Source organism: Agrilactobacillus yilanensis (genome assembly GCF_003946725.1).
GTDB lineage: Bacteria > Bacillota > Bacilli > Lactobacillales > Lactobacillaceae > Agrilactobacillus > Agrilactobacillus yilanensis.
On the sequence record NZ_RHOY01000016.1, the window covers coordinates 40,763 to 61,401 of the forward strand.

At 39.0% G+C, this 20,639-nt stretch carries 21 protein-coding genes; 15 read left to right on the forward strand and 6 right to left on the reverse strand.

What is annotated here, in order from left to right; all coding sequences use genetic code 11:
* Positions 1-135: 135 nt before the first annotated feature.
* From recF to dnaA, 4 genes are all read right to left on the reverse strand, one after another.
* Positions 136-1,263: a DNA replication/repair protein RecF gene (gene recF / locus EKM93_RS10305; protein ID WP_125715515.1), complete on the reverse strand. Its 1,128-nt coding sequence runs from the start codon at positions 1,261-1,263 to the stop codon at positions 136-138.
* A 1-nt stretch (position 1,264) separates the two neighbouring features.
* Positions 1,265-1,486 (reverse strand): S4 domain-containing protein YaaA, encoded by a 222-nt coding sequence (gene yaaA, locus EKM93_RS10310; protein ID WP_125715516.1) that lies wholly within the window; start codon positions 1,484-1,486, stop codon positions 1,265-1,267.
* Positions 1,487-1,940: 454 nt separating this feature from the next.
* Positions 1,941-3,080 (reverse strand): DNA polymerase III subunit beta, encoded by a 1,140-nt coding sequence (gene dnaN / locus EKM93_RS10315; protein ID WP_125715517.1) that lies wholly within the window; start codon positions 3,078-3,080, stop codon positions 1,941-1,943.
* Between the two features lie 176 nt (positions 3,081-3,256).
* Positions 3,257-4,621 (reverse strand): chromosomal replication initiator protein DnaA, encoded by a 1,365-nt coding sequence (dnaA, locus tag EKM93_RS10320; protein WP_125715518.1) that lies wholly within the window; start codon positions 4,619-4,621, stop codon positions 3,257-3,259.
* A gap of 535 nt (positions 4,622-5,156) precedes the next feature.
* Here dnaA and rpmH point away from each other — a divergent pair.
* From rpmH to EKM93_RS10365, 9 genes are all read left to right on the forward strand, one after another.
* Positions 5,157-5,297: a 50S ribosomal protein L34 gene (gene rpmH / locus EKM93_RS10325; protein WP_081763026.1), complete on the forward strand. Its 141-nt coding sequence runs from the start codon at positions 5,157-5,159 to the stop codon at positions 5,295-5,297.
* An 87-nt stretch (positions 5,298-5,384) separates the two neighbouring features.
* Complete coding sequence (gene rnpA, locus EKM93_RS10330) at positions 5,385-5,750, forward strand: ribonuclease P protein component (RefSeq protein ID WP_125715519.1); 366 nt, start codon at positions 5,385-5,387, stop codon at positions 5,748-5,750.
* 32 nt (positions 5,751-5,782) lie between these two features.
* Positions 5,783-6,631 (forward strand): membrane protein insertase YidC, encoded by an 849-nt coding sequence (gene yidC / locus EKM93_RS10335; RefSeq protein WP_125715520.1) that lies wholly within the window; start codon positions 5,783-5,785, stop codon positions 6,629-6,631.
* Positions 6,632-6,649: 18 nt separating this feature from the next.
* A complete protein-coding gene (jag, locus tag EKM93_RS10340) occupies positions 6,650-7,438 on the forward strand; it encodes an RNA-binding cell elongation regulator Jag/EloR (RefSeq protein ID WP_125715521.1) in 789 nt (262 codons plus the stop codon).
* A gap of 166 nt (positions 7,439-7,604) precedes the next feature.
* The gene (gene mnmE / locus EKM93_RS10345) at positions 7,605-8,996 is read left to right on the forward strand and encodes a tRNA uridine-5-carboxymethylaminomethyl(34) synthesis GTPase MnmE (protein ID WP_125715522.1); all 1,392 of its coding nucleotides are present in this window, start codon (positions 7,605-7,607) and stop codon (positions 8,994-8,996) included.
* Positions 8,997-9,028: 32 nt separating this feature from the next.
* Positions 9,029-10,924: a tRNA uridine-5-carboxymethylaminomethyl(34) synthesis enzyme MnmG gene (gene mnmG / locus EKM93_RS10350; RefSeq protein ID WP_125715523.1), complete on the forward strand. Its 1,896-nt coding sequence runs from the start codon at positions 9,029-9,031 to the stop codon at positions 10,922-10,924.
* 144 nt (positions 10,925-11,068) lie between these two features.
* A complete protein-coding gene (locus tag EKM93_RS10355) occupies positions 11,069-11,431 on the forward strand; it encodes a PadR family transcriptional regulator (RefSeq protein WP_125715524.1) in 363 nt (120 codons plus the stop codon).
* Positions 11,400-11,969: a DUF1129 domain-containing protein gene (locus EKM93_RS10360; RefSeq protein ID WP_125715525.1), complete on the forward strand. Its 570-nt coding sequence runs from the start codon at positions 11,400-11,402 to the stop codon at positions 11,967-11,969. Before EKM93_RS10355 ends, EKM93_RS10360 begins: the two co-directional genes overlap by 32 nt.
* Positions 11,970-12,027: 58 nt before the next feature.
* Positions 12,028-12,843 (forward strand): Cof-type HAD-IIB family hydrolase, encoded by an 816-nt coding sequence (locus EKM93_RS10365; protein ID WP_125715526.1) that lies wholly within the window; start codon positions 12,028-12,030, stop codon positions 12,841-12,843.
* On the opposite strand, the gene EKM93_RS10370 is transcribed toward EKM93_RS10365, so the two are convergent.
* Positions 12,838-13,527, reverse strand: coding sequence for a GntR family transcriptional regulator (locus tag EKM93_RS10370; RefSeq protein ID WP_125715527.1), 690 nt, complete (start codon positions 13,525-13,527; stop codon positions 12,838-12,840). The genes EKM93_RS10365 and EKM93_RS10370 overlap by 6 nt on opposite strands.
* A 616-nt stretch (positions 13,528-14,143) precedes the next feature.
* Here EKM93_RS10370 and EKM93_RS10375 point away from each other — a divergent pair.
* The 6 genes from EKM93_RS10375 (at position 14,144) to EKM93_RS10400 (ending at position 19,504) form a co-directional block, all read left to right on the forward strand.
* Positions 14,144-15,328 carry an ABC transporter substrate-binding protein gene (locus EKM93_RS10375; protein ID WP_125715528.1) on the forward strand — a complete coding sequence of 395 codons (1,185 nt, stop codon included), beginning with the start codon at positions 14,144-14,146 and terminating at the stop codon, positions 15,326-15,328.
* Positions 15,329-15,472: 144 nt separating this feature from the next.
* Complete coding sequence (locus tag EKM93_RS10380; RefSeq protein WP_125715551.1) at positions 15,473-16,342, forward strand: branched-chain amino acid ABC transporter permease; 870 nt, start codon at positions 15,473-15,475, stop codon at positions 16,340-16,342.
* Between the two features lie 10 nt (positions 16,343-16,352).
* Positions 16,353-17,309 carry a branched-chain amino acid ABC transporter permease gene (locus EKM93_RS10385; RefSeq protein WP_125715529.1) on the forward strand — a complete coding sequence of 319 codons (957 nt, stop codon included), beginning with the start codon at positions 16,353-16,355 and terminating at the stop codon, positions 17,307-17,309.
* Positions 17,310-18,089 carry an ABC transporter ATP-binding protein gene (locus EKM93_RS10390; protein WP_125715530.1) on the forward strand — a complete coding sequence of 260 codons (780 nt, stop codon included), beginning with the start codon at positions 17,310-17,312 and terminating at the stop codon, positions 18,087-18,089.
* Positions 18,089-18,796: an ABC transporter ATP-binding protein gene (locus EKM93_RS10395; RefSeq protein ID WP_125715531.1), complete on the forward strand. Its 708-nt coding sequence runs from the start codon at positions 18,089-18,091 to the stop codon at positions 18,794-18,796. Before EKM93_RS10390 ends, EKM93_RS10395 begins: the two co-directional genes overlap by 1 nt.
* Before the next feature lie 51 nt (positions 18,797-18,847).
* Positions 18,848-19,504: a CBS and ACT domain-containing protein gene (locus EKM93_RS10400; RefSeq protein ID WP_125715532.1), complete on the forward strand. Its 657-nt coding sequence runs from the start codon at positions 18,848-18,850 to the stop codon at positions 19,502-19,504.
* 144 nt (positions 19,505-19,648) lie between these two features.
* On the opposite strand, the gene fba is transcribed toward EKM93_RS10400, so the two are convergent.
* Positions 19,649-20,530: a class II fructose-1,6-bisphosphate aldolase gene (gene fba / locus EKM93_RS10405; RefSeq protein WP_125715533.1), complete on the reverse strand. Its 882-nt coding sequence runs from the start codon at positions 20,528-20,530 to the stop codon at positions 19,649-19,651.
* Positions 20,531-20,639: the final 109 nt, after the last annotated feature.

Here is a 20,639-nt window from a genome sequence, read left to right on the forward strand (position 1 = left end):
CGTCTTTTCTTCTGCGGCTTCAGCACTTAAATCTGGTTGTGCTGCTTCTTCTGCCTTAGCTTCAACTTCAGCCGGCAATTCTAAATTCTTATCTTCAGAATGATCTTCTGGCATTGATTTACCTCCGTTATCCGCTTAACTTGACGGTTCATCTAATACGATGCCGTCTTGAATTGTAAAAATTTTTGGTGTCTTAATAATTTCTTTGGCCACGCTATCCAAGCTCGTCGTCGTCAAAAAAGTCTGCACCTTATCTTGAAAGGCCTTTAACAAATGGGTTTGCCGGACATCATCTAATTCCGACAATACATCATCTAATAATAAAACTGGATATTCACCCGTTTGTGCTTGCATTAAATCAATTTCGGCCAGCTTCACACTCAGCGCCGTTGTCCGCTGCTGACCTTGGGACCCAAACGCCTGAACATTTTGCCCATTTACATAAAACACAACATCATCCCGATGAGGCCCAAATAATGTTGTCCCATGTTCTATTTCACGTTTTTGATTCGTTTCATAAATTGTTTTAATTGCCTGATACAAAACTTCTTCAGAATCACTTAACTGTTCCGTTTTAACAAAGGTTTGATACTTAAAAGTCAATTGTTCTTGCTGATTGGTAATCTCTTGGTGAATAATCTGAGCGAAATTTTGCATCTGCTGCAATAGCTGATGCCGAATTTTAATCACCTTAGCACCAAAAGCGGCCAACTGATCCGATAAAACTTCTAAATAAATCAAATCATTGGCCTCTTTATATTTTAAACGGCGTAAATATAAATTTCTTTGTTTTAAGACCAGCTTATATTGGCTCAGATTCATCAAATAATTCATATTCATCTGACCAAATTCCATATCAATGAATCGGCGTCGATTAGCTGGCGGTCCTTTTACAATTTCTAAGTCCTCTGGTGCAAACAAAACCACGTTAAAGTGGCCTAAATATGCTGAAAGTTTAGCCTGCTCTAAATGATTGACCTTAGCCCGCTTGCCTTGCTTGCTAATAATCAGCTCCAAGGGCAGCTTTCCGGTCTGGCGCTGAACGACACCTTCCAATCTAGCGAAATCCTGCTGCCAGCGAATTAGTGCCTTATCGTTGGCCGTTCGATGACTACGGGTTAATGCTAAAACATAGATGGCTTCCAATAAATTAGTTTTACCCTGTGCGTTCGCCCCGATAAAAATATTAATACCCTGATCAAAATTCAGGGTATTGGTTTCATAATTTCGAAAATTTGTTAATTCTAAACGTTCTAAAAACATATTAAACCTGCTTTTGGATTTCAAAAGTCTGATCTAGAACTTCTAAAATATCGCCAGGATAAAGTTTTCGACCACGACGCTGCTCAGCTTCATGGTTCACAAAGACAACATTTTCTTGTAAAAACCACTTTGCCTGGCCGCCAGTACCTATAATGCCTTCTTCTTTCAAAACTTGCGTCAGTGTAATATAAGGTTGTGAAATAACAACAGTTTTCAGCGACACTTCATCACCTCCAGTGAACAAACTTAAAACCCAATGTTTTAAGCAGCTAAAAAACCGAATATATCAGTAGGATCTCTATACTATTATAGACTTTTATATCTTAAAAAACAAACTATTTGAGGTAAAAACGTCCATTTCAGCCAATTTATTTGTAATAAGTATCTTATGACTAAAACAGGGGAAAACAATTCAAAAAGCAAAATAAGTCCATTTTAGCCAAATTAGCCTTAATTTTTCATTTTGGCTCGCTAAAAACACAAAGCAATAACTTAAATTTCAATCAATTTAAGTTCAAAGCGTTAAAAAACACCTAAAAAAGTGTCCAAACTAGCACAATTTTTCTTGTGTAGTAGGACACTTTTTCGTTATTTAATGACACTCAACTTTTAATACAAACCGCTGAATACAGCATCAGTACAACTGATATACAAGAATTTTAAATTTGGTATACCAATTAAAAAGTCCGGACAGGTGTAATTAATTGAATAAAATTGTCGTCGTCTTCAGAAGGCACTAACGTAAATGGCCGCAATGCTGAAGTGAAGGCGACTTTCACGTTAGTTTGGCCAAAGGACCGCAATGCGTCTTTCATATAATCCGGATTAAATGAAATATCCAAACGTTCACCAGATAAATTTTCGAATTTTAAAGCTTCTTCCACATTCCCGAGTTCTGGGGAATTACTGTAAATCGTTGCCACTTGATCAGCAGGTTCAAAGACTAACCGGACTACGTTGTTTTGACTCGCATGAGACAGTAAAGAAGCCCGTTCAATCGAAGCTAATAAGACATTAGACTCAAATTCAACTTGCGTCGTTGACTCTGTTGGAATTAAACGATCTGTATCCGGATAAGTGCCTTCCAAAAGCCGCGAATAAAATTGAATCGTCCCTGCGGTAAATAAAACTTGGTTTTCGGTAATTCTTAAGTCGACTTCTTCGATATCTTCTGTTAAAATTTTAGCCAGTTCCGTTAAACTTTTACCAGGAATAATGACATCATATTCTAGATTTTGCGTATTTTCTAAAGTCAGCTTCCGTTGAGACAACCGATGACTGTCCGTTGCCACGGCTGAAAGCAATTGATCATTGACTTTCAAGTGAACCCCGGTCAAAATTGGCCGACTTTCTTGGTTTGAAACTGCAATAACCGTTTGAGAAATCACTTGTTTTAAAATATCTGCAGAAAGTGTCAGTTTTTGGGCCGCATTAACTTCTGGCAGTCTAGGATAGCTGTTGGCATCTAAACCATTAATATTAAATGAAGCAGGCCCTGAAGTGATCGTTGTTTGGAAGCCTTCTTCAACAATAATTGTCATTAAGTTATTCGGTAATTTTTTAACGATTTCGCCAAAGAACCGGGCAGGTAACACAATATTGCCGGTTTCTGCAATCACTAATTGGGCATCGGGATCATTAACATCAATGATGGCCTCAATGGAAATGTCCGCATCACTACCCGTTAAAGTAAGGCCATTATGCGTTAATTCTAATTTAAGTCCGGTTAAAATTGGAATGGTAACTTTATTGGAAATAGCCCGTTGAACATCATTTAAAGTTTTTATGAATCTTGAACGGCTAATTGTAAATTTCATGAAGCATCCTCCTAGGGTACAACTTGTTTTTTAGATAAATCTATTAATTAATAATGTAGTAATAGTAGTAGAGCGGTGAATACTGTGGAAAACTAAAAAAAAGAAGGCCTATTTAGTTTTTCACATGTGGATAAAAAAAGGATAACCTTGAGGAAAAGCCAAAAGTTATCCCCAGATCAATTTTTCAAAAGATTCTTTAATTCTGCAATATTATTCTTTAAATCTTGATCATCGCTAAGACTTTGATCAATTTTTTCATGGGCATGGATAACGGTGGTATGATCTTTACCGCCAAACTCCATGCCTATTTTTGGTAGCGAACTATCTGTGAGTTCTCGAGATAGATACATAGCAATTTGTCTTGGCACAACAATGCCTTTATTGCGTTTTTTACCTTTAAGATCTGTCAAAGAAATATGGTAATATTTGGCTACGGTTTCTTGAATTTTAAGAATAGATAAGCCGTTAGCGGCGTCACTCAACTTCAGGCTCTTCAAGGCATCAGCCGCCAGACTAGTGGAAATAACTTCATTTTTCATATTGGCGTAAGCATGTACTCGAATTAAGGCGCCTTCTAGTTCCCGAATATTGGAATCAATCTGGCCTGCGATATAAGACAAAGTATCATCTGGAATGTCCAGTTGGTCCGCATCGGCTTTATTGCGTAAAATAGCAATCCGAGTTTCTAAGTCTGGCGGTGTAATGTCAACAGATAAGCCCCATTTAAAGCGAGAAACTAAGCGGTCTTGCAGTTTTGGAATTTCATTTGGCAAACGATCAGAAGTGAGGACAATTTGTTTTTTTTCTTCATATAAATCATTAAATGTATGGAAAAACTCTTCTTGTGTCGCTTCTTTATCCGCAAAAAACTGCACGTCATCTACCATTAATAGGTCCACGCTACGATATTCTTCACGGAATTGTTTTTGTGTGTTGGTTTGAATCGCACTGACAAGGTCATTCGTAAAAGTTTCGCTGGTTACATATTTGACTTTTGCGTTGGGTTTATTGGTTAACAACTGATGGCCGATAGCTTGCATCAAATGGGTTTTACCCAAACCCACGCCCCCATATAAAAATAGTGGGTTGTATAAAACGCCAGGCTCTTCTGAAACAACTAACGCCGCTGCATGGGCCATTTGATTACCGGTACCCGTGACAAAAGTTTCAAAAGTGTATTTGCTGTTTAAATGCGTATTCGTTAAGAATCGATTGGTTTCGGTCGCTGCTTCAGTTGTTTCTTTTTTGGCCGGTTCTGTGGTGGCTTCCGGTGCTGTTAAATCAGCATCATCTTCAGCGGCAACGATCAAAATTGGATTTAACTCGACGTTAAAATGCGCATAAATGATTTCGACGATTTTTGTTAAAATATTGCTCTCCCAATAATCCTTATGCAATTTCGAAGGTACAGAAATCTTTAGGTTATTACCGACTAAGGCCACAGGTTTTGCAGATTGAATCCAAGTTCGATAACTGACTAAAGTGAAACTTGCTTGAAATTGCTGATCAATGTAGTGCCAAAGCTCCTCTAAATTTGGCAACGATTTTTCCCTCCCCTTCAACTTGATAAAGTGTATTCTAAAAAGTTATGCACATTTTTAGTGTACTGAAATATTTTAGCATTTATAAAAAAAGTTTTCCACAGGAAGATCGCTAAGATTTATTTAAATCACAATTCCCAAAAACAAAAATATTAATGACTGTGGATAGTGGGGATTTTAATAAAATTTTTGAGTTATCCACAGATGACATCTGAATACAAAAGCCTATAGTATACCATTATTAATGGTTATTAACACACAAAAAACGAAGCTGTGGATAGTTTAAAATTAACAGCGTTAACTTGTGGATACTCCTCAAAAAAGGCTGTGGAAAACTTTTAAACTAAAAAATTATATTTTTTTGATAGGCACATCTTTTTAGTGAGCTGTGGATAAAATTGCGCCACAGAATTTAAAATTTTATTTGCGTTCTATCAAAAATGTGATATTATAGGCTAGTGATTGTATTTAACGGTGTATTTCTATGATCTAAACTTAAATAAATTTTCACCGTATCATCCGAGGAGGTGTAGTTTTGACAACAAAACGGACTTATCAACCTAAGAAACGTCATCGTGAACGTGTCCATGGTTTCAAGAAGAGAATGAGTACTAAAAACGGCCGTAAGGTATTAGCTAGACGCCGTGCAAAAGGCAGAAAGGTATTGTCTGCATAAGGCCACTGATGATTCAGTGGTTTTTTATTTAGCTTTTTTAATCATTTCCTATTAATATAGGTAAATTTAGTTAGGATAAGGATAATTATGCGTAAATCGTATCGGATTAAAAAGGAGGCCGAGTTCCAAAACGTTTTTACAACTGGAGCTTCGATGGCCAATCGGAATTTTGTTGTCTGTCATTTAACGGTGCCTGCACAAAAGCATTTTCGTGTCGGCATTTCCGTTGGTAAAAAGGTTGGCCATACTGCGGTCTTACGTAATCAAATTAAACGTTATATTCGACAAAGCTTGTTAGAATTGAAACCTTATCTAAAGCAAGATGTTGATTTTTTAGTGATCGCCCGTAAACCAAGTAAAGATTTAGACTTTTTTGAGACGAAAAAAAATTTGATTCATGTCTTCAAACTGGCGGGCTTGCTAGACAAAGATTTTGAAATGACAAAATCTTAATTGAGACGGGTAATCAAGAAAATGATGAGGGAATGCTTTTGAATAAACGACAACTTAAACGCTTAGCTTTATTTGGCTTTTTGGCGCTACTAATTGTAGTATTATCTGGCTGTACCAATATCACTACGCCAGTAACGAAGGATAGTACAGGTATTTGGGATCATTACATAGTTTATAACTTCTCACAGTTTATTTTATGGATCGCACATATCTTTAATAACAGTTTTGGCTGGGCCATTGTGATCTTTACGATTATTATTCGGTTGGTTTTATTACCATTAAATCATTTCCAAATGAAGAGTATGCGGAAACAAATGGAAATTCAGCCAGAATTAGAAGCACTACGTAAGAAATATGATGCTAAAGATGCGGACACACAGCGTAAATTGCAGACGGAAACGCAAAAGTTGATGTCTGAAGCTGGCGTTAATCCACTGATGGGTTGTTTACCGTTAGTGATTCAGTTACCATTTATGTATGCGTTGTTCCAGGCGATTGCCAGAACGAAAGCTTTAAGTGAAGGTAGTTTCTTATGGATGCAGCTTGGGGCTAAAGATCCGTACTACATTATGCCAATTTTAGCGGCGCTGTTCACTTTAGCCACTTCTTATCTTTCTAGTTTGTCACAGCCAACGCAAAATGCGACAACGCGGATGATGACTTGGGGGATGCCAATCATTATTTTGTTCACCTCCTTGAATTTCCAGTCAGCGATTACCTTATATTGGGTAGTTTCTAACGCTTTCCAAGTTGGGCAGACACTATTATTACAAAATCCTTATAAGATCATTCGAGAAAGAGAAGCAAAGGTACAAGCGAAAAAAGATCGCGAAAAAGCATTACAGAAGGCACGAAAGAAAGCTTATCGGCGAAAACGATAGTAAAGAGGAGGTTTATCCATGCCAACTTTTGAAGGTTCAACAGTTCAAAAGGCCATAAAAAAGGGTTTAAAAGCTCTGAATTTGACCGAAGTAGAAGTTACAGTAAAAGTGGTTTCTGAAGGAAAACGGGGCGGCTTTTTGGGCTTAGGCGGTGATCCAGCAGTCGTTCAGGTGGAAAAAATTCCAGAGCCTGTACCTGAAGCAGAATTAGAACCAGACCGTCAAGCGCAGCCGCTACCAACACCAGCTGTTCAAGATGGGGATGACGTCATTCCCAAAACCCAGTTAACTGAATCTAAAAAACCAGAGACAGCTGAAAAACCAGCTGCTCAACCTGCAACCGTTGTTGACAACGATGAGGTTTTAAAAGATTTAGGTGTTTATATTACCAGTATTTGCGCCACCTTAAAAACACCGGTTTTGATTAAGTTATCTCGGCAGCAAAATGAAGTTGTGTATCAGCTGGATACCAATAAAGAAGGTTTGGTCATTGGTAAACATGGACGGACCATCAACTCTTTACAATATTTAGCGCAGACTTATTTTAATCATTATGGCAAAGGCAAGTTTCGGATTACTTTAAATGTGGGTAATTACCGGCAACGCCGTGAAGAAACCTTAAAACACTTAGCGGATAAGGCCGCGCGAGAAGTCATCGCTTCGGGCAAACCTTATTTGTTAGATGACATGCCTTCTTTTGAACGGAAAGTCATTCATCAACAATTAGCTGATAATACGCATGTTGATACGATTTCAGAAGGTAAAGAACCTCATCGTTATGTGATTATTAAAAGTAAGTTTAATTAAGTTTTGACAAATTGATTTAAAATTAGTATATTATAGACATTTAAATACGGACGAAGTAGTCAAAGTGCTTTCTCCATTGCAAATTGCTTGTTTAGCCTTGCGTTTGTGATGGATTGGCACTTTTTTTATGTTTTGAATCTCGTTGAAAGAAATTATGGAGGTTATTATGGCACATACAGTAACAGAATATGATACGATTGCCGCGATTTCGACACCGATTGGTGAGGGTGCAATTTCAATTGTGCGTCTATCTGGTGAACAAAGTTTAACAATTGCGAATCGAATTTTTAAAGGCAAAGATTTGGCGCAAGTTGCCAGCCATACGATTCAATACGGTCATATTGTGGATCCTGAAACAGATGAAGTGATTGACGAAGTGATGGTTTCGGTAATGTTGGCACCAAAGACTTTTACCCGTGAAGATGTTATTGAAATCAACTGTCACGGCGGCCTCTTGGCAACGAATCGTATTTTACAGTTATTGTTGGCCAATGGTGCTCGGGCGGCAGAACCTGGAGAATATACAAAGCGGGCCTTTTTAAACGGTCGAATTGATTTGACGCAAGCAGAATCGGTGATGGACTTGATTCGAGCTAAAACGGATAAGGCAATGCATGTGGCTTTGAATCAGCTGGACGGAAATTTAGCCCATTTAATTCAGAATTTGCGTCAAGAAATTTTGCAAGTTTTAGCGCAAGTTGAAGTGAATATTGATTATCCAGAATACGATGAAGATGAATTAACGACGAAGATGCTGCTGGAAAAAGCAGATATTGTGGATCAAGCCATTAGTGAGCTTTTGAAGACTGCACAACAAGGTAAAGTTTTGCGGGAAGGCCTAGCGACGGCGATTATTGGCCGGCCGAATGTGGGGAAATCCAGTTTATTAAATTATTTATTACACGAAGATAAAGCGATTGTAACCGATGTGGCCGGGACAACTCGAGATGTGATCGAGGAATATGTCAATATTAACGGGGTCCCGCTAAAATTAATTGATACTGCGGGGATTCACCACACAGAAGATAAGGTTGAAAAAATCGGGGTTGATCGCAGCCGGCAAGCACTGGAGGCGGCTGAATTAGTGTTACTAGTCCTTAACCAAAGCGAAGCCTTAACCCCAGAAGATCAAGAGCTGTTAACTTTAACAAAGGCTAAAAAACGGATTATTTTGTTAAATAAAACAGATTTACCAACGGCACTGACGAAAACAATGTTGCAGCCGTATTTGCATGAAGGCGAGCAGCCTTTAGAAATTTCAATTTTAACGCAGTTAGGCACTAAGGCCTTGGAACGCCGGATAAACGCTTTGTTTTTTGCAGGGATTGAAACCAATCAAAATACGGTGATGGTTACGAATGCCCGGCAAATTGGGCTGTTGCGCCAGGCACAACAGGCTTTAAATGATGTCCGTCAAGGCATTGCTGCCGGGATGCCGGTGGATTTGGTTCAAATTGATATGACAAGCTGCTGGGATAAATTAGGTGAAATTACAGGAGATAGTGCACCAGATGAATTAATTACGCAATTATTCAGTCAATTCTGCCTAGGTAAATAGGTTAAAAGCCTTAAAGGAGTATTTTTAAATAAATGAAAACTTACGATTCTAAAACTTATGATGTGATTATTGTTGGTGCCGGCCATGCAGGCAGTGAGGCGGCTTTAGCAGCGGCACGAATGGGACAAAAAACATTACTGCTGACAATCAATTTAGATATGGTGGCTTTTATGCCTTGTAATCCTTCGGTAGGCGGTCCGGCAAAAGGGACGGTTGTTCGAGAGATTGATGCTTTAGGCGGTCAAATGGGTAAAAATATTGACGCCACTTATATCCAAATGCGGATGTTAAATACGGGTAAAGGCCCGGCTGTCCGGGCTTTACGGGCCCAAGCGGATAAAGGCCAATATCATCGGGTGATGAAAGATACTTTAGAAAATGAAGCCAATCTCACCTTACGCCAAGGTATTGCAGATGCATTAATTGTGGAAGATGGGGTTTGTAAAGGGGTTATCACGAATACAGGCGCCCGTTATTTAGCAGATGCGGTTGTCCTAACAGCGGGTACAGCTTCTCGGGGTAAGATTATTATCGGCGAATTGATGTATTCTTCAGGACCTAATAACTCGATTCCATCTATTAAGCTGTCTGAAAACTTAGAAACATTAGGGTTTAAATTGCGGCGGTTTAAGACCGGGACGCCACCACGCGTGGACGGCAACACGATTGACTACAGCAAGACCGAAGAACAGCCTGGGGATACAACTCCGAATGCATTTAGTTATGAAACGCCAGATGCGGCTTATTTAACCGATCAATTATCGTGCTGGATGACCTATACCAATGCGACAACCCACCAAATTATTCGGGATAATTTAGATCGGGCCCCAATGTTTTCAGGCGTCATTGAAGGGGTTGGCCCAAGATATTGTCCTTCAATTGAAGATAAAATTGTCCGTTTTGCGGATAAGCCACGGCATCAGCTGTTCTTAGAGCCTGAAGGTCGCGATACAGAAGAATATTATGTCGGTGATTTTTCCACATCAATGCCCGAAGAAGTTCAGCAAAAAATGCTGCATTCTGTGGCCGGTCTAGAGCATGCAGAAATGATGCGGCCGGGCTATGCTATCGAATATGATGTGGTGGAGCCTTGGCAGTTGAAAGCAACTTTGGAAACTAAAGTTATTGAAAATCTTTATACAGCGGGTCAAATGAACGGTACTTCTGGTTATGAAGAAGCTGCTGGTCAAGGCATTGTCGCAGGAATTAATGCTGCTTTAAAAGTTCAGGGCAAAGCACCGTTTATTTTAAAACGCAGTGATGCTTATATTGGGGTCATGATTGATGATTTAGTAACTAAAGGTACTAATGAACCTTATCGTTTATTAACCAGCCGGGCAGAATACCGTTTGATGTTGCGCCACGATAACGCCGATTTACGATTGACTCAGCAAGGTTATGAGTTTGGGTTGATTTCAGAAGACCGTTATCAAAACTTTTTAACTAAAAAAGCAGCCATCGACGCAGAATTAGCGCGTTTGGAAAATGTTCGGGTTAAACCGACACCAGAAGTACAAGCCTTTTTAGCCGAAAAACAAGTTGCACCTTTGAAAGATGGTGTTTTGGGTGTTGATTTCTTAAAGCGGCCAGAAGTAACCTATGCAGATTTAGTACGTTTTGTAGGTGCAGCACCAACGGCATTGGATCATCGGGTTATTGAACAAGTTGAAATTCAAGTGAAGTATGCCGGTTATATTCGTAAGGAAGAAGCTAAAATTGCCAAATTAAAGCGGCTAGAAGCGAAAAAGATTCCAGATCGGATCGACTACAGTGCCATTAACGGTTTAGCTACTGAGGCACGGCAGAAGCTAGAAAAAATCCAACCGGAAACGCTAGCTCAAGCCAGTCGGATTAGCGGTGTCAATCCAGCCGACATCGGTATCTTGAGTGTTTATATCCAACAAGGTAAAATTGCAAAAGTAGGTTAAACTTAAAAAACCCAGTCAACGTATTTTGAGGACTGGGCTTTTTTTGTGCACTGATTAAAAAGTCTGCTAGTTTGTATTGCAAGTTAGTTAATCTTAACGTATACTAATTTGTAAAGCAAGATAGTTAGCTAAGGAGACTTTTTTATGACATCCAAAGTGTCTTCACAGATGTTAAAAGGAATTTTATCCGGATGTATTTTAGTTTTATTAAGCCGAGAAACACTTTATGGTTATAAGATCAGTACAGCACTCATGGCGTTTGGCTTTGATGAAGTCCCCATGGGCACCATTTATCCTTTACTATTGTCATTAGAAAAAAAGGGCTTCATTCAAAGTCAGCTACAGCCGTCAGAAAACGGGCCGGACCGTAAATACTATACTTTGACGGCTGCGGGCAAAGCTGAAAAGAAGGCTTTTATCAAACAATGGCAGGTTTTAAGTACAAATGTGGCGCAATTAATTAAGGAGGATGTCTATGAAGACCTCAGCAGTGATCGCACAAAATAATCTATTACGGCAGCAATTAGACAAGGTTAATCGACGTTATTACGAAAATTTACTTATTTATTTTAGATGCCAAACTTTATTTAGAGCGGAACCCCAGGGGGAAGGGCTACTGTTAGAAATTCTGCAAGATATCATTGAGGCACAAAAACATGGGCAAAGTGCTTCAGAATATTTTGGCAGACAGCCTAAAGCCATGGTGGACGCACTCATTGATGAAATACCGCTGCAGCGTAAAAGTATTTGGCAGTTTTGTGGCTTAGTATTGGGTATTTACAGTCTAATCAGTTTAAGCGTGCAGCTGCTGACAACCGCCCATTTTTTAGATTTTGGCTTTTTATTCATTGAAACAGGGCTTGTTTTAGGCTTATGTCTTTTGATTTTTAAAAGTATTGCGGCAGCAACTTACTATTATCAGCATCGAATTTTGAAAATACTGCTGAGTTATGGTGTGATTGGTCTTTGTTTTGCGGCTTTTGTTGGTTTTACAAGCTTAAAGACTTATTTGCATTGGCAGACAGTTTTGAGTTGGCATTGGTGAAATATTATTTCTTGGGAAATAATGCAATTTGAAAATAGAGAAATAGGGGTAAATGTAGATGTATAAGTTAATTGTATGCGATTTGGATGAAACTTTATTAAATGATGCTGGTGTTTTGACAGCGGGCAATATTACGGCGATTAAAGCAGCTATGGCCAAAGGGGTTTATTTTGTACCCAATTCTGGCCGTAGCTATACGTCTTTTCAAGATAATTTAGCGGATTTAGGACTAAAAAATAAAGCCGATACTTATAGTATCAGCTACAATGGTGGTTTGATCATTGAAAATAAAGATAATCGGCCGCTGGCGCAACACACTTTAGATTTTGAGACCGCTAAAGCTGTTTTTGAATTAGCGCTGGCTAGCGGTGGTTCAGTGCATCTTTATACGGCAGATCACGGTTATTTATGTCAGCCTTCTCAATGGGATTTGGCCTATTTAAAGCAACGGGGTGTCCACTTTGAGATTTTAGAAAATCCTAATTTTGAAGATTTCAGAGACGCGTTAATTATGAAAGTGATTGTGGCTTTTCCGAAAATGGCGGACCGGCAAGCGCTAAAAGATAAAGTCTTAACGCAGGTTAAAACGCCGTTAACTGCCACTTTTTCTTCAGACCGCTATATTGAATTTAATGCCGCTGAGGCGGACAAAGGCCGTGCGACACTGGAATTGGCCGAAAAATTAGGCCTCACAGCCGAACAAGTCATTGCGGTAGGTGATAACAGTAATGATTTGGCAATGATTCAGGCAGCAGGCCTAGGGGTTTGTATGGCCAATGGTTTAGACGGTGTCAAAGCCCAGGCCCAGTATGTGACGCAAAGTGACAACAATCAAGATGCGCTAAAAGAAATTATCGAACGTTTTATTTTATAGAGTTGGTGTGGTATCGTCTGAAAAATAAGTCGGGAAGGCGGCGACTAAAGCTTGTTCTTCATCTAACATCAAATGTAGGTGATTAATTGTCAACCGCTCAGCTTCTTCTGGTTCGTGGGCTTTAACAGCGGCTAATAATTGATTGTGGTCGTTAACTAATTTGCTCCAGTTGAGACTGGCAAGATTTAGCCGTAGCCAACGGAAACGATTTAATTGAACATTAATGGTCTGGAGCCAATCCCAGACCATTTTTTTGTCGGTAATTTCATAAAAACTACGGTGAAAAGCTTCATCTAGATCAAAAAAGGCTTCGTAATCATTACTTTTAATGGCCGTATGTTGCGCTTTGACAATATTTTGCAAGGCTCTGATATCTGCAGTTTTGGCTTTAGAAGCCGCTTCAACCATCACTTTACGCTCAATACTTTCACGGACAAAACGGGCGTTGACAGCCACGTCTAAGTTGATTTTTGAAACATAGGTCCCACTTTGAGGGATAACTTCGATTAAGCCATCTTTACGCAGCCGAATTAAGGCTTCACGAATTGGTGTCCGGCCAAGATCTAAATCTTTTTCTAAAGAACTTTCAGAAATTTTATCACCGGGGGCATAACTAGAATGCATGATGCGTTTACTAATTTCTAAATAGGCTTGATGTTGCATATTGTTGCTAAAATTCATCATAAAAATAACGACCTCCACTAATAAAATACTTATGATAATAATATCACATTCACACCAGACAAGGACGGTATCTAAAAAATTCTTCAAATTATTAAAAAAATAGACCAAATCAACGGGCCTTTAATAACTTGTGAATCTGAGCGAACTGGATACGCACGAACTTGTAGCCAACATTAAAATGAGATTAGAAATATAAAAATGACTATTTAACTCATCTTAATTTAATTATATGGTCAATTTGATTAAATAATTACTTTATTATATTTATTCAAATTATTTTTTAAAATGACTATTTTCAATAATAGGCTGAATTAATGCGTTTTTCATAAATTGCAATTAAACAGCGTACAATTAAATTATGAGATTACAAACGATAAAATTAATTTTTAATGATAATATCATATGGTGCGGCTTATTATACATAAATCTCTTAATTTTTCGATATAAATGCTTCTTAATAAAGACTTTAAAACTTCATGGGTCACGCGACATGACCACCTTATTTTGCAGTATAAACAAATTATTTTGAATTTTTAATGAAAATTAGTTGATTTAATTATAATAATGTTTTAATATATTAGAAAAATATTAGAAAAACATTTGGGTGGTTATAATAATGAAAAAATCTAAGATTGCAATTTTGGCAGCTTCAGCATTGATGTTGGCTGCAACATTCACAGGGTGTGCGAACAAAGCCGCTAGTGAAGGGAACTCAGCTTCAGGAAATACGATTACGATTGGCGGGAACTTCGAATTATCTGGTTCTGCTGCCGCTTATGGCAGTGCAATGCAACGTGGGGTTAAATTAGCAGTCAATGAAATTAACAAAAACGGCGGGGTTAAAGTAGACGGTAAGAAGATGAAGTTAAAATTAGTGACGAAGGATAATAAATCCGATAACTCACAAGCTGCCTCTATTGCCACGAACTTAACGACACAGACAAAAGCTTCAGCTGTTATTGGCCCAATTACTTCTGGGGCAGGCTTAGCAGCATTGCCAAACATGACTAAGGCCAAAGTACCTTTAATCACACCCGGGGGAACGCAAGATTCATTAACTTTACAAAAGAATGGTAAAGTTCAGCCTTATATGTTCCGTTCATGTTTTGAAGATAGTTTCCAAGGGGAAGCTTTGGCACGTTACATCTATAATAATATGAACTTAAATCGGGTAGCGATTTTAGGGGATAAATCAACAGATTATGCTCAAGGATTGATCAAGGCGTTCAAGAAAGAATATAAAGGCAAAGTGGTTGTTACAGAATACTATCAATCTGGGGACAAAGACTTTAACACGTTATTAACAAAATTAAAGGGTAAAGAATTTGATGCTTTGTTTGTACCAGGTTACTACTCTGAAGCTGGGTTGATCGTCCGTCAAGCTAGAGAAATGGGTATTACTCAACCAATCGTTGGGGCCGATGGTTTCGCAGATCCTAAGCTTATCAAGATTGCCGGAAAGAAAAATGCTTCAAACATTTATTATACAACGCACTTTGATGCTAAAGCACCAGCGAACGATAAAGTCGGTAAATACTTGAAACTTTACAAAGACACTTACGGTGACGATGCCGGAACATTTGATGCTTTGTCTTACGATGCAGTTTACATGATTAAACAAGCGATTGAAGATCAAGATTCTACAAACTCTGTTAAGATTGCCAAAGGTTTGGCTAAGTTGAAGAACTTTGAAGGGGTTACTGGTTCAATTACGATTGACAAAGATCATAATCCACAAAAACCAGTTATCATTACAAAACTTGAAAACGGGGTTGAAGCAGAAGCAACCGCGGTTAAATAAAAGTTAAAATTTAAGTTTCTGTTTTTCCCAGTTGTGCAGCAATACTGTTAGGTTATTTCTGAGAAAAGCCTAGTCCAAATGATTATTGGTACTGGGCTTTTTTCAAAGTTATGAGTAAATTTAAGGAGCGTGAGCAGTGTGCAGATTTTACAACAACTTATTAATGGGCTGTCCCTAGGGAGTATTTATGCGTTATTAGCCTTAGGGTACACAATGGTTTACGGCATCATTAAGTTAATCAACTTTGCCCACGGTGATGTTTATATGTTAGGGGCCTTTTGGGGTTATTATATGATTAATCAATTCCATGTGGGCTTTTGGACGGCTTTAATTGTATCTATGATCTTTTGTGCCATCGTTGGGGTGGTCATTGAATTCTTAGCTTATCGGCCACTTAGAAATTCACCGCGGATTGTCGTTTTAATTACCGCAATCGGGGTTTCGTTCCTATTGGAAAATGGGATGAGTTATCTCTTTTCTTCTAGTCCGCGGGATTTCCCACAGGCAATGCAGATGGTTCGGTACCATTTCTGGGGCATTTCGATTTCAAATATTCAGATTTTAATTTTAGTAACTTCTATTGTTTTGATGATCTTATTGCAATTAATCATCAAGCGGACCCGGATGGGTAAAGCAATGCGGGCAGTTTCTGTGGATCCAGAAGCGGCGAAGTTAATCGGGATTAATGTGAATCATACAATTTCCTTTACGTTTGCTTTAGGCTCTGCTTTAGCAGGGGCTGCGGGGGTAATGATTGGTTTGTATTACAACTCGATTGATCCATTGATGGGGATGACACCAGGGATTAAAGCCTTTGTTGCTGCGGTTTTAGGTGGTATTGGTTTGATTCCAGGGGCTGCGTTAGGTGGCTTTGTCATCGGGATTGTGGAAACCATTGTGCAAGCATTGGGCTTTTCAGCTTTCCGAGATGCGGCGGTTTATGCCATCTTGATCATTATTTTAATTATTCGACCAGCTGGTATTTTAGGCAAGGTCACACGTGAGAAAGTGTAGGTGTCTGACATTGAAGAAAAATCTTAAATTTAATGCAATTTGGCTTTTGATCGCCATCGCTGGCTGGATTTTGATCAATGTCCTTGAAGGCGTCGGCATTATTGACCAGTTTGCGGAAAATACGTTAGTTTTGATTGGGATTAATATTATTTTAGCAACGGGGTTAAACTTAATTATTGGTTTTTCCGGACAGTTTTCTTTAGGGCATGCGGGTTTTATGGCTTTAGGCGCTTATGCGGCGGCTTTAGTCACGCAGGCGATTCCAACACCGGGTGGTTTTGTGATCGGGATGGTCGCTGGGATGATCTTGGCCGGTGTCGTAGCGTTGATCATTGGGATGCCAACATTGCGCTTAAAAGGTGATTATTTAGCCATTGCCACAATGGGTGCGGCGGAGATTATTCGAATTATTATTGTCAATCTAAAAATTACCAATGGGCCGGCGGGGCTTTATGGTTTACCACAGTTAGCGAATTGGTCGTTAGTTTATGTTTTAGTCGTGGTGACGACGATCTTTACGGTTAATTTTATTCATTCTCGTAATGGCCGGGCAGTGATGTCGGTACGTGAAGATGAAATTGCGGCTGAATCTATGGGGATTAATACGACTAAATTTAAAGTTGCCGCATTTGTCTTCGGTGGTATGACAGCTGCGATTGGCGGGGCGTTACATGCTAGTTACATTCAAACTATCGCGCCGAATGATTTCGGGATTATGCAGTCGATTAATATTTTGATTATCGTCGTTATGGGCGGTATTGGCAGTATTACCGGAACATTTGCGGCCGCAATTTTGCTAGGTATTTTGGATATGGTCATGCAAAGTTTCGGGGCGTTACGGATGGTCCTTTACTCACTGGCTTTAATTTTAATCATGATCTTCCGGCCTAAGGGCTTGTTTGGGACTTGGGAATTTTCAGTGAAGCGTTTGTTCAATCGTAAGAAAAAAGCAAAGGAGGGGGCTTAAATGGCCGTTTTATTGGATGTTAAAGATTTAACTAAAAATTTCGGTGGCCTGGCGGCAGTGTCAGATGTTAATTTGCATTTAGATGATAATGAGCTGGTGGCGCTAATTGGCCCCAACGGCGCTGGGAAAACAACGCTATTTAATTTGATGACTGGGCAGACCCCGCCTTCTGAAGGCTCTATTTCTTTAAGAACCAACGAAGGAATGCAAGTTTTGAATGGTAAAAAACCTTATCATATTGCGGATATGGGTTTAGCAAGAACGTTCCAAAATATCCGATTGTTTAAAGAATTAAGTGTATTGGATAATGTTTTAATTTCGATGACGAGCAAAAACAAAGAGAACTTCTTCGGCAGTTTAATTCGAACGCCTAATTTTTATAAAACTGAGGCGCGTTTACGTAAAGAAGCGCTGGATTTACTAGAAATTTTTGAAATGCAGGACTTAGCGGATACATTAGCTTCCAATATGCCTTATGGGGCACAGCGGCGCTTAGAGATTATCCGGGCTTTAGCAACAAAACCTAAAATTTTATTTTTGGACGAACCAGCAGCCGGAATGAATCCGGAAGAAACGGCAGCTTTAACCGCAACGATTCGACAGATTCAAAAAGATTTTGGGATTACCGTTTTGCTAATTGAACATGATATGTCCTTAGTGATGAATGTGGCGGAACGCATTTATGTCTTGCAGTACGGGAAATTATTGGCGGAAGGCACGCCTAAAGAAATTCAGTCTAACCAAGCGGTTATTGATGCTTATTTAGGAGGTGGCGTTTAATGTTACTACAGGTTAAAGATCTTTCAGTGAATTATGGCGTCATCCAAGCTGTTAAAGGCATTAATTTTGAAGTAAATGAAGGCGAGATTGTTTCGTTAATCGGTGCCAATGGGGCCGGAAAAAGTACGACGTTGCATGCAATTTCCGGTTTAATTCGGCCAAAAGCCGGTAAAATTTTGTATAATGACCGTGAGATTCAAAAAGAGAGTTCACAAAAGATTGTTTCCGGTGGGATTTCCCAAGTTCCGGAAGGTCGACATATATTTCCCGGGTTATCTGTGATGGAAAACTTACAGATGGGTGCTTTTTTACGAAAAGATCGGGATAAGGTAAAAAAGGATTATGCCAATATTTTTGAACGTTTTCCAGTTTTGGAAGAACGTAAAAATCAAGATGCGGCCACGTTATCTGGTGGTGAACAGCAGATGTTAGCGATGGGCCGAGCTTTGATGGCAGCGCCTAAATTATTGCTATTAGATGAACCGTCCATGGGTTTGGCGCCAATTTTTATTAATGAAATTTTTGATATTATTGAAGAAATCAAGCGAAATGGGACGACGGTTTTGTTAATTGAGCAAAATGCGGCTAAGGCTTTGTCAATTGCGGATCGCGGGTATGTGTTGTCGGTCGGCAAGATTGTACTGAGTGGGACTGGGGCAGAATTATTAAGTAATGATGCCGTTCAAAAAGCCTATCTTGGCGGTTAATTAAAGTGATTTAAGGCGATGGCCTGGATGCTTAAAAGGAGGAATAAGGCGATGAGTGTTTCAGATTTTATGACCACAACGTTAATTACGGTAACACCAGATGTGCGCATCAATGATGCCGTTGATTTAATGCGGACACATAAGATTCATCGCTTGCCAGTTGTCGATAATGGGCGATTGGTAGGCTTAGTAACACAGGGGATTATTGAAGCAGCTATGCCGTCAAAGGCGACGAGTTTAAGTGTTTATGAAATGAATTATTTATTAAATAAAACAACGGTTAAAGACGTGATGGAAAAAAGTGTACTGACCATTGCCCCAGCGGCTTCTTTAGAAGATGCCATTTATAAAATGCGTCAATACAATATCGGTGTTTTACCAGTTTTAGATGCTCAAGGCCATTTACAAGGTATTATTACCAATAATGATATTTTTGATGCTTTCTTAGACTTAGCAGGTTACAATGCTGGGGGCACGCAAGTAGCGGTTAAGACGGAAAAAGATGAGGTTGGTTTCTTAGCTAAAGTCGGAGCGGCGTTAGCTGAAAATAAATACAGCATTTTGACATTAGTCGTTAACCGCCGGGCTAATGAGCAGATTATTCAGATTCATGTGGCGGCGACAGATCCGCAAGGCGTTAAAACCGCTTTAGAGGCTGCTGGCTTTGAAGTCGTCCAAGCTGAGCTAGCTAAGAATGAAACAGATTAAAAAGCGCTAGGCGGCTGTTAAATACAGCAATTAAGCTTTTAAAATAATAAACTAAAAAAGATCTAGGCCGAAAAACCGACTTAGATCTTTTTTAAAGCAAAAAAATAAGACTAACAGTAATGTCAGTCTTATTGCTTATGAAATTTAGATGTTTTCAGGAACAAGTTTAACAGAAGGTGTACCGAACCATTCGATATGTTCTTCAACAGTGTTCTTGATAGCTTCTGTACCAGGTGCTAAGACTTTACGAGGATCAAAGCCTTTAGTTTCGTGGTCTTTGTTTTCTTCGATGTATTTACGGATTTCTTTTGCCCAAGCAATTTGTTGTTCAGTATTAACGTTGACTTTAGCAACACCTAAGCCAATTGCTTTTTGAATTTGATCAACAGGGATGCCAGAACCACCATGTAATACTAATGGAATAGAAACAGCGTCTGTTAATTCTTTCAAACGGTCAAAGTTTAAACCTTGCCAGTTTGCAGGGTAAACACCGTGGATATTACCAATACCTGCAGCTAAGAAGTCGATGCCAGTAGCAGCTAATTGTTTAGCTTCTTCAACGTCAGCTAATTCACCAGCGCCGATGATACCGTCTTCTTCACCACCAATAGAACCTACTTCTGCTTCAACAGAAATACCTTTAGCATGTGCTAAAGCAACAAGTTCTTTAGTCTTTTCTAAGTTTTCTTTGAAGTCTAAATCATGACCATCAAACATAACTGAGTTGTAACCAGCAGCGATTGCAGCTTTAGCAGCGTCGTAGTTACCATGATCTAAATGCATGATGATTGGGACTGTGATTTCCATTGATTTGATTGTGTCTTGAACTAAATGTTGTACAAGTTCGTAACCACCCATGTACTTAGCAGCACCCATAGAAGTTTGAATGATGATAGGCGCATTCTTTTCTTGAGCAGCAGCTAAGATTGCACGTGTCCATTCCAAGTTATTTGTGTTAAAAGCACCAATTGCGTAATGACCTTTTTGAGCACCTGCAACGATTTCTGTACCATGAACTAAAGACATTATATAGCCTCCAAATTAAAAAATTTTTATCATCGAGTTTAGTGTAGCATTTTTTTGGAAATAATGAAACAGATTTATGAAAAAACTTATTATCAAAGTCGAATTAAAG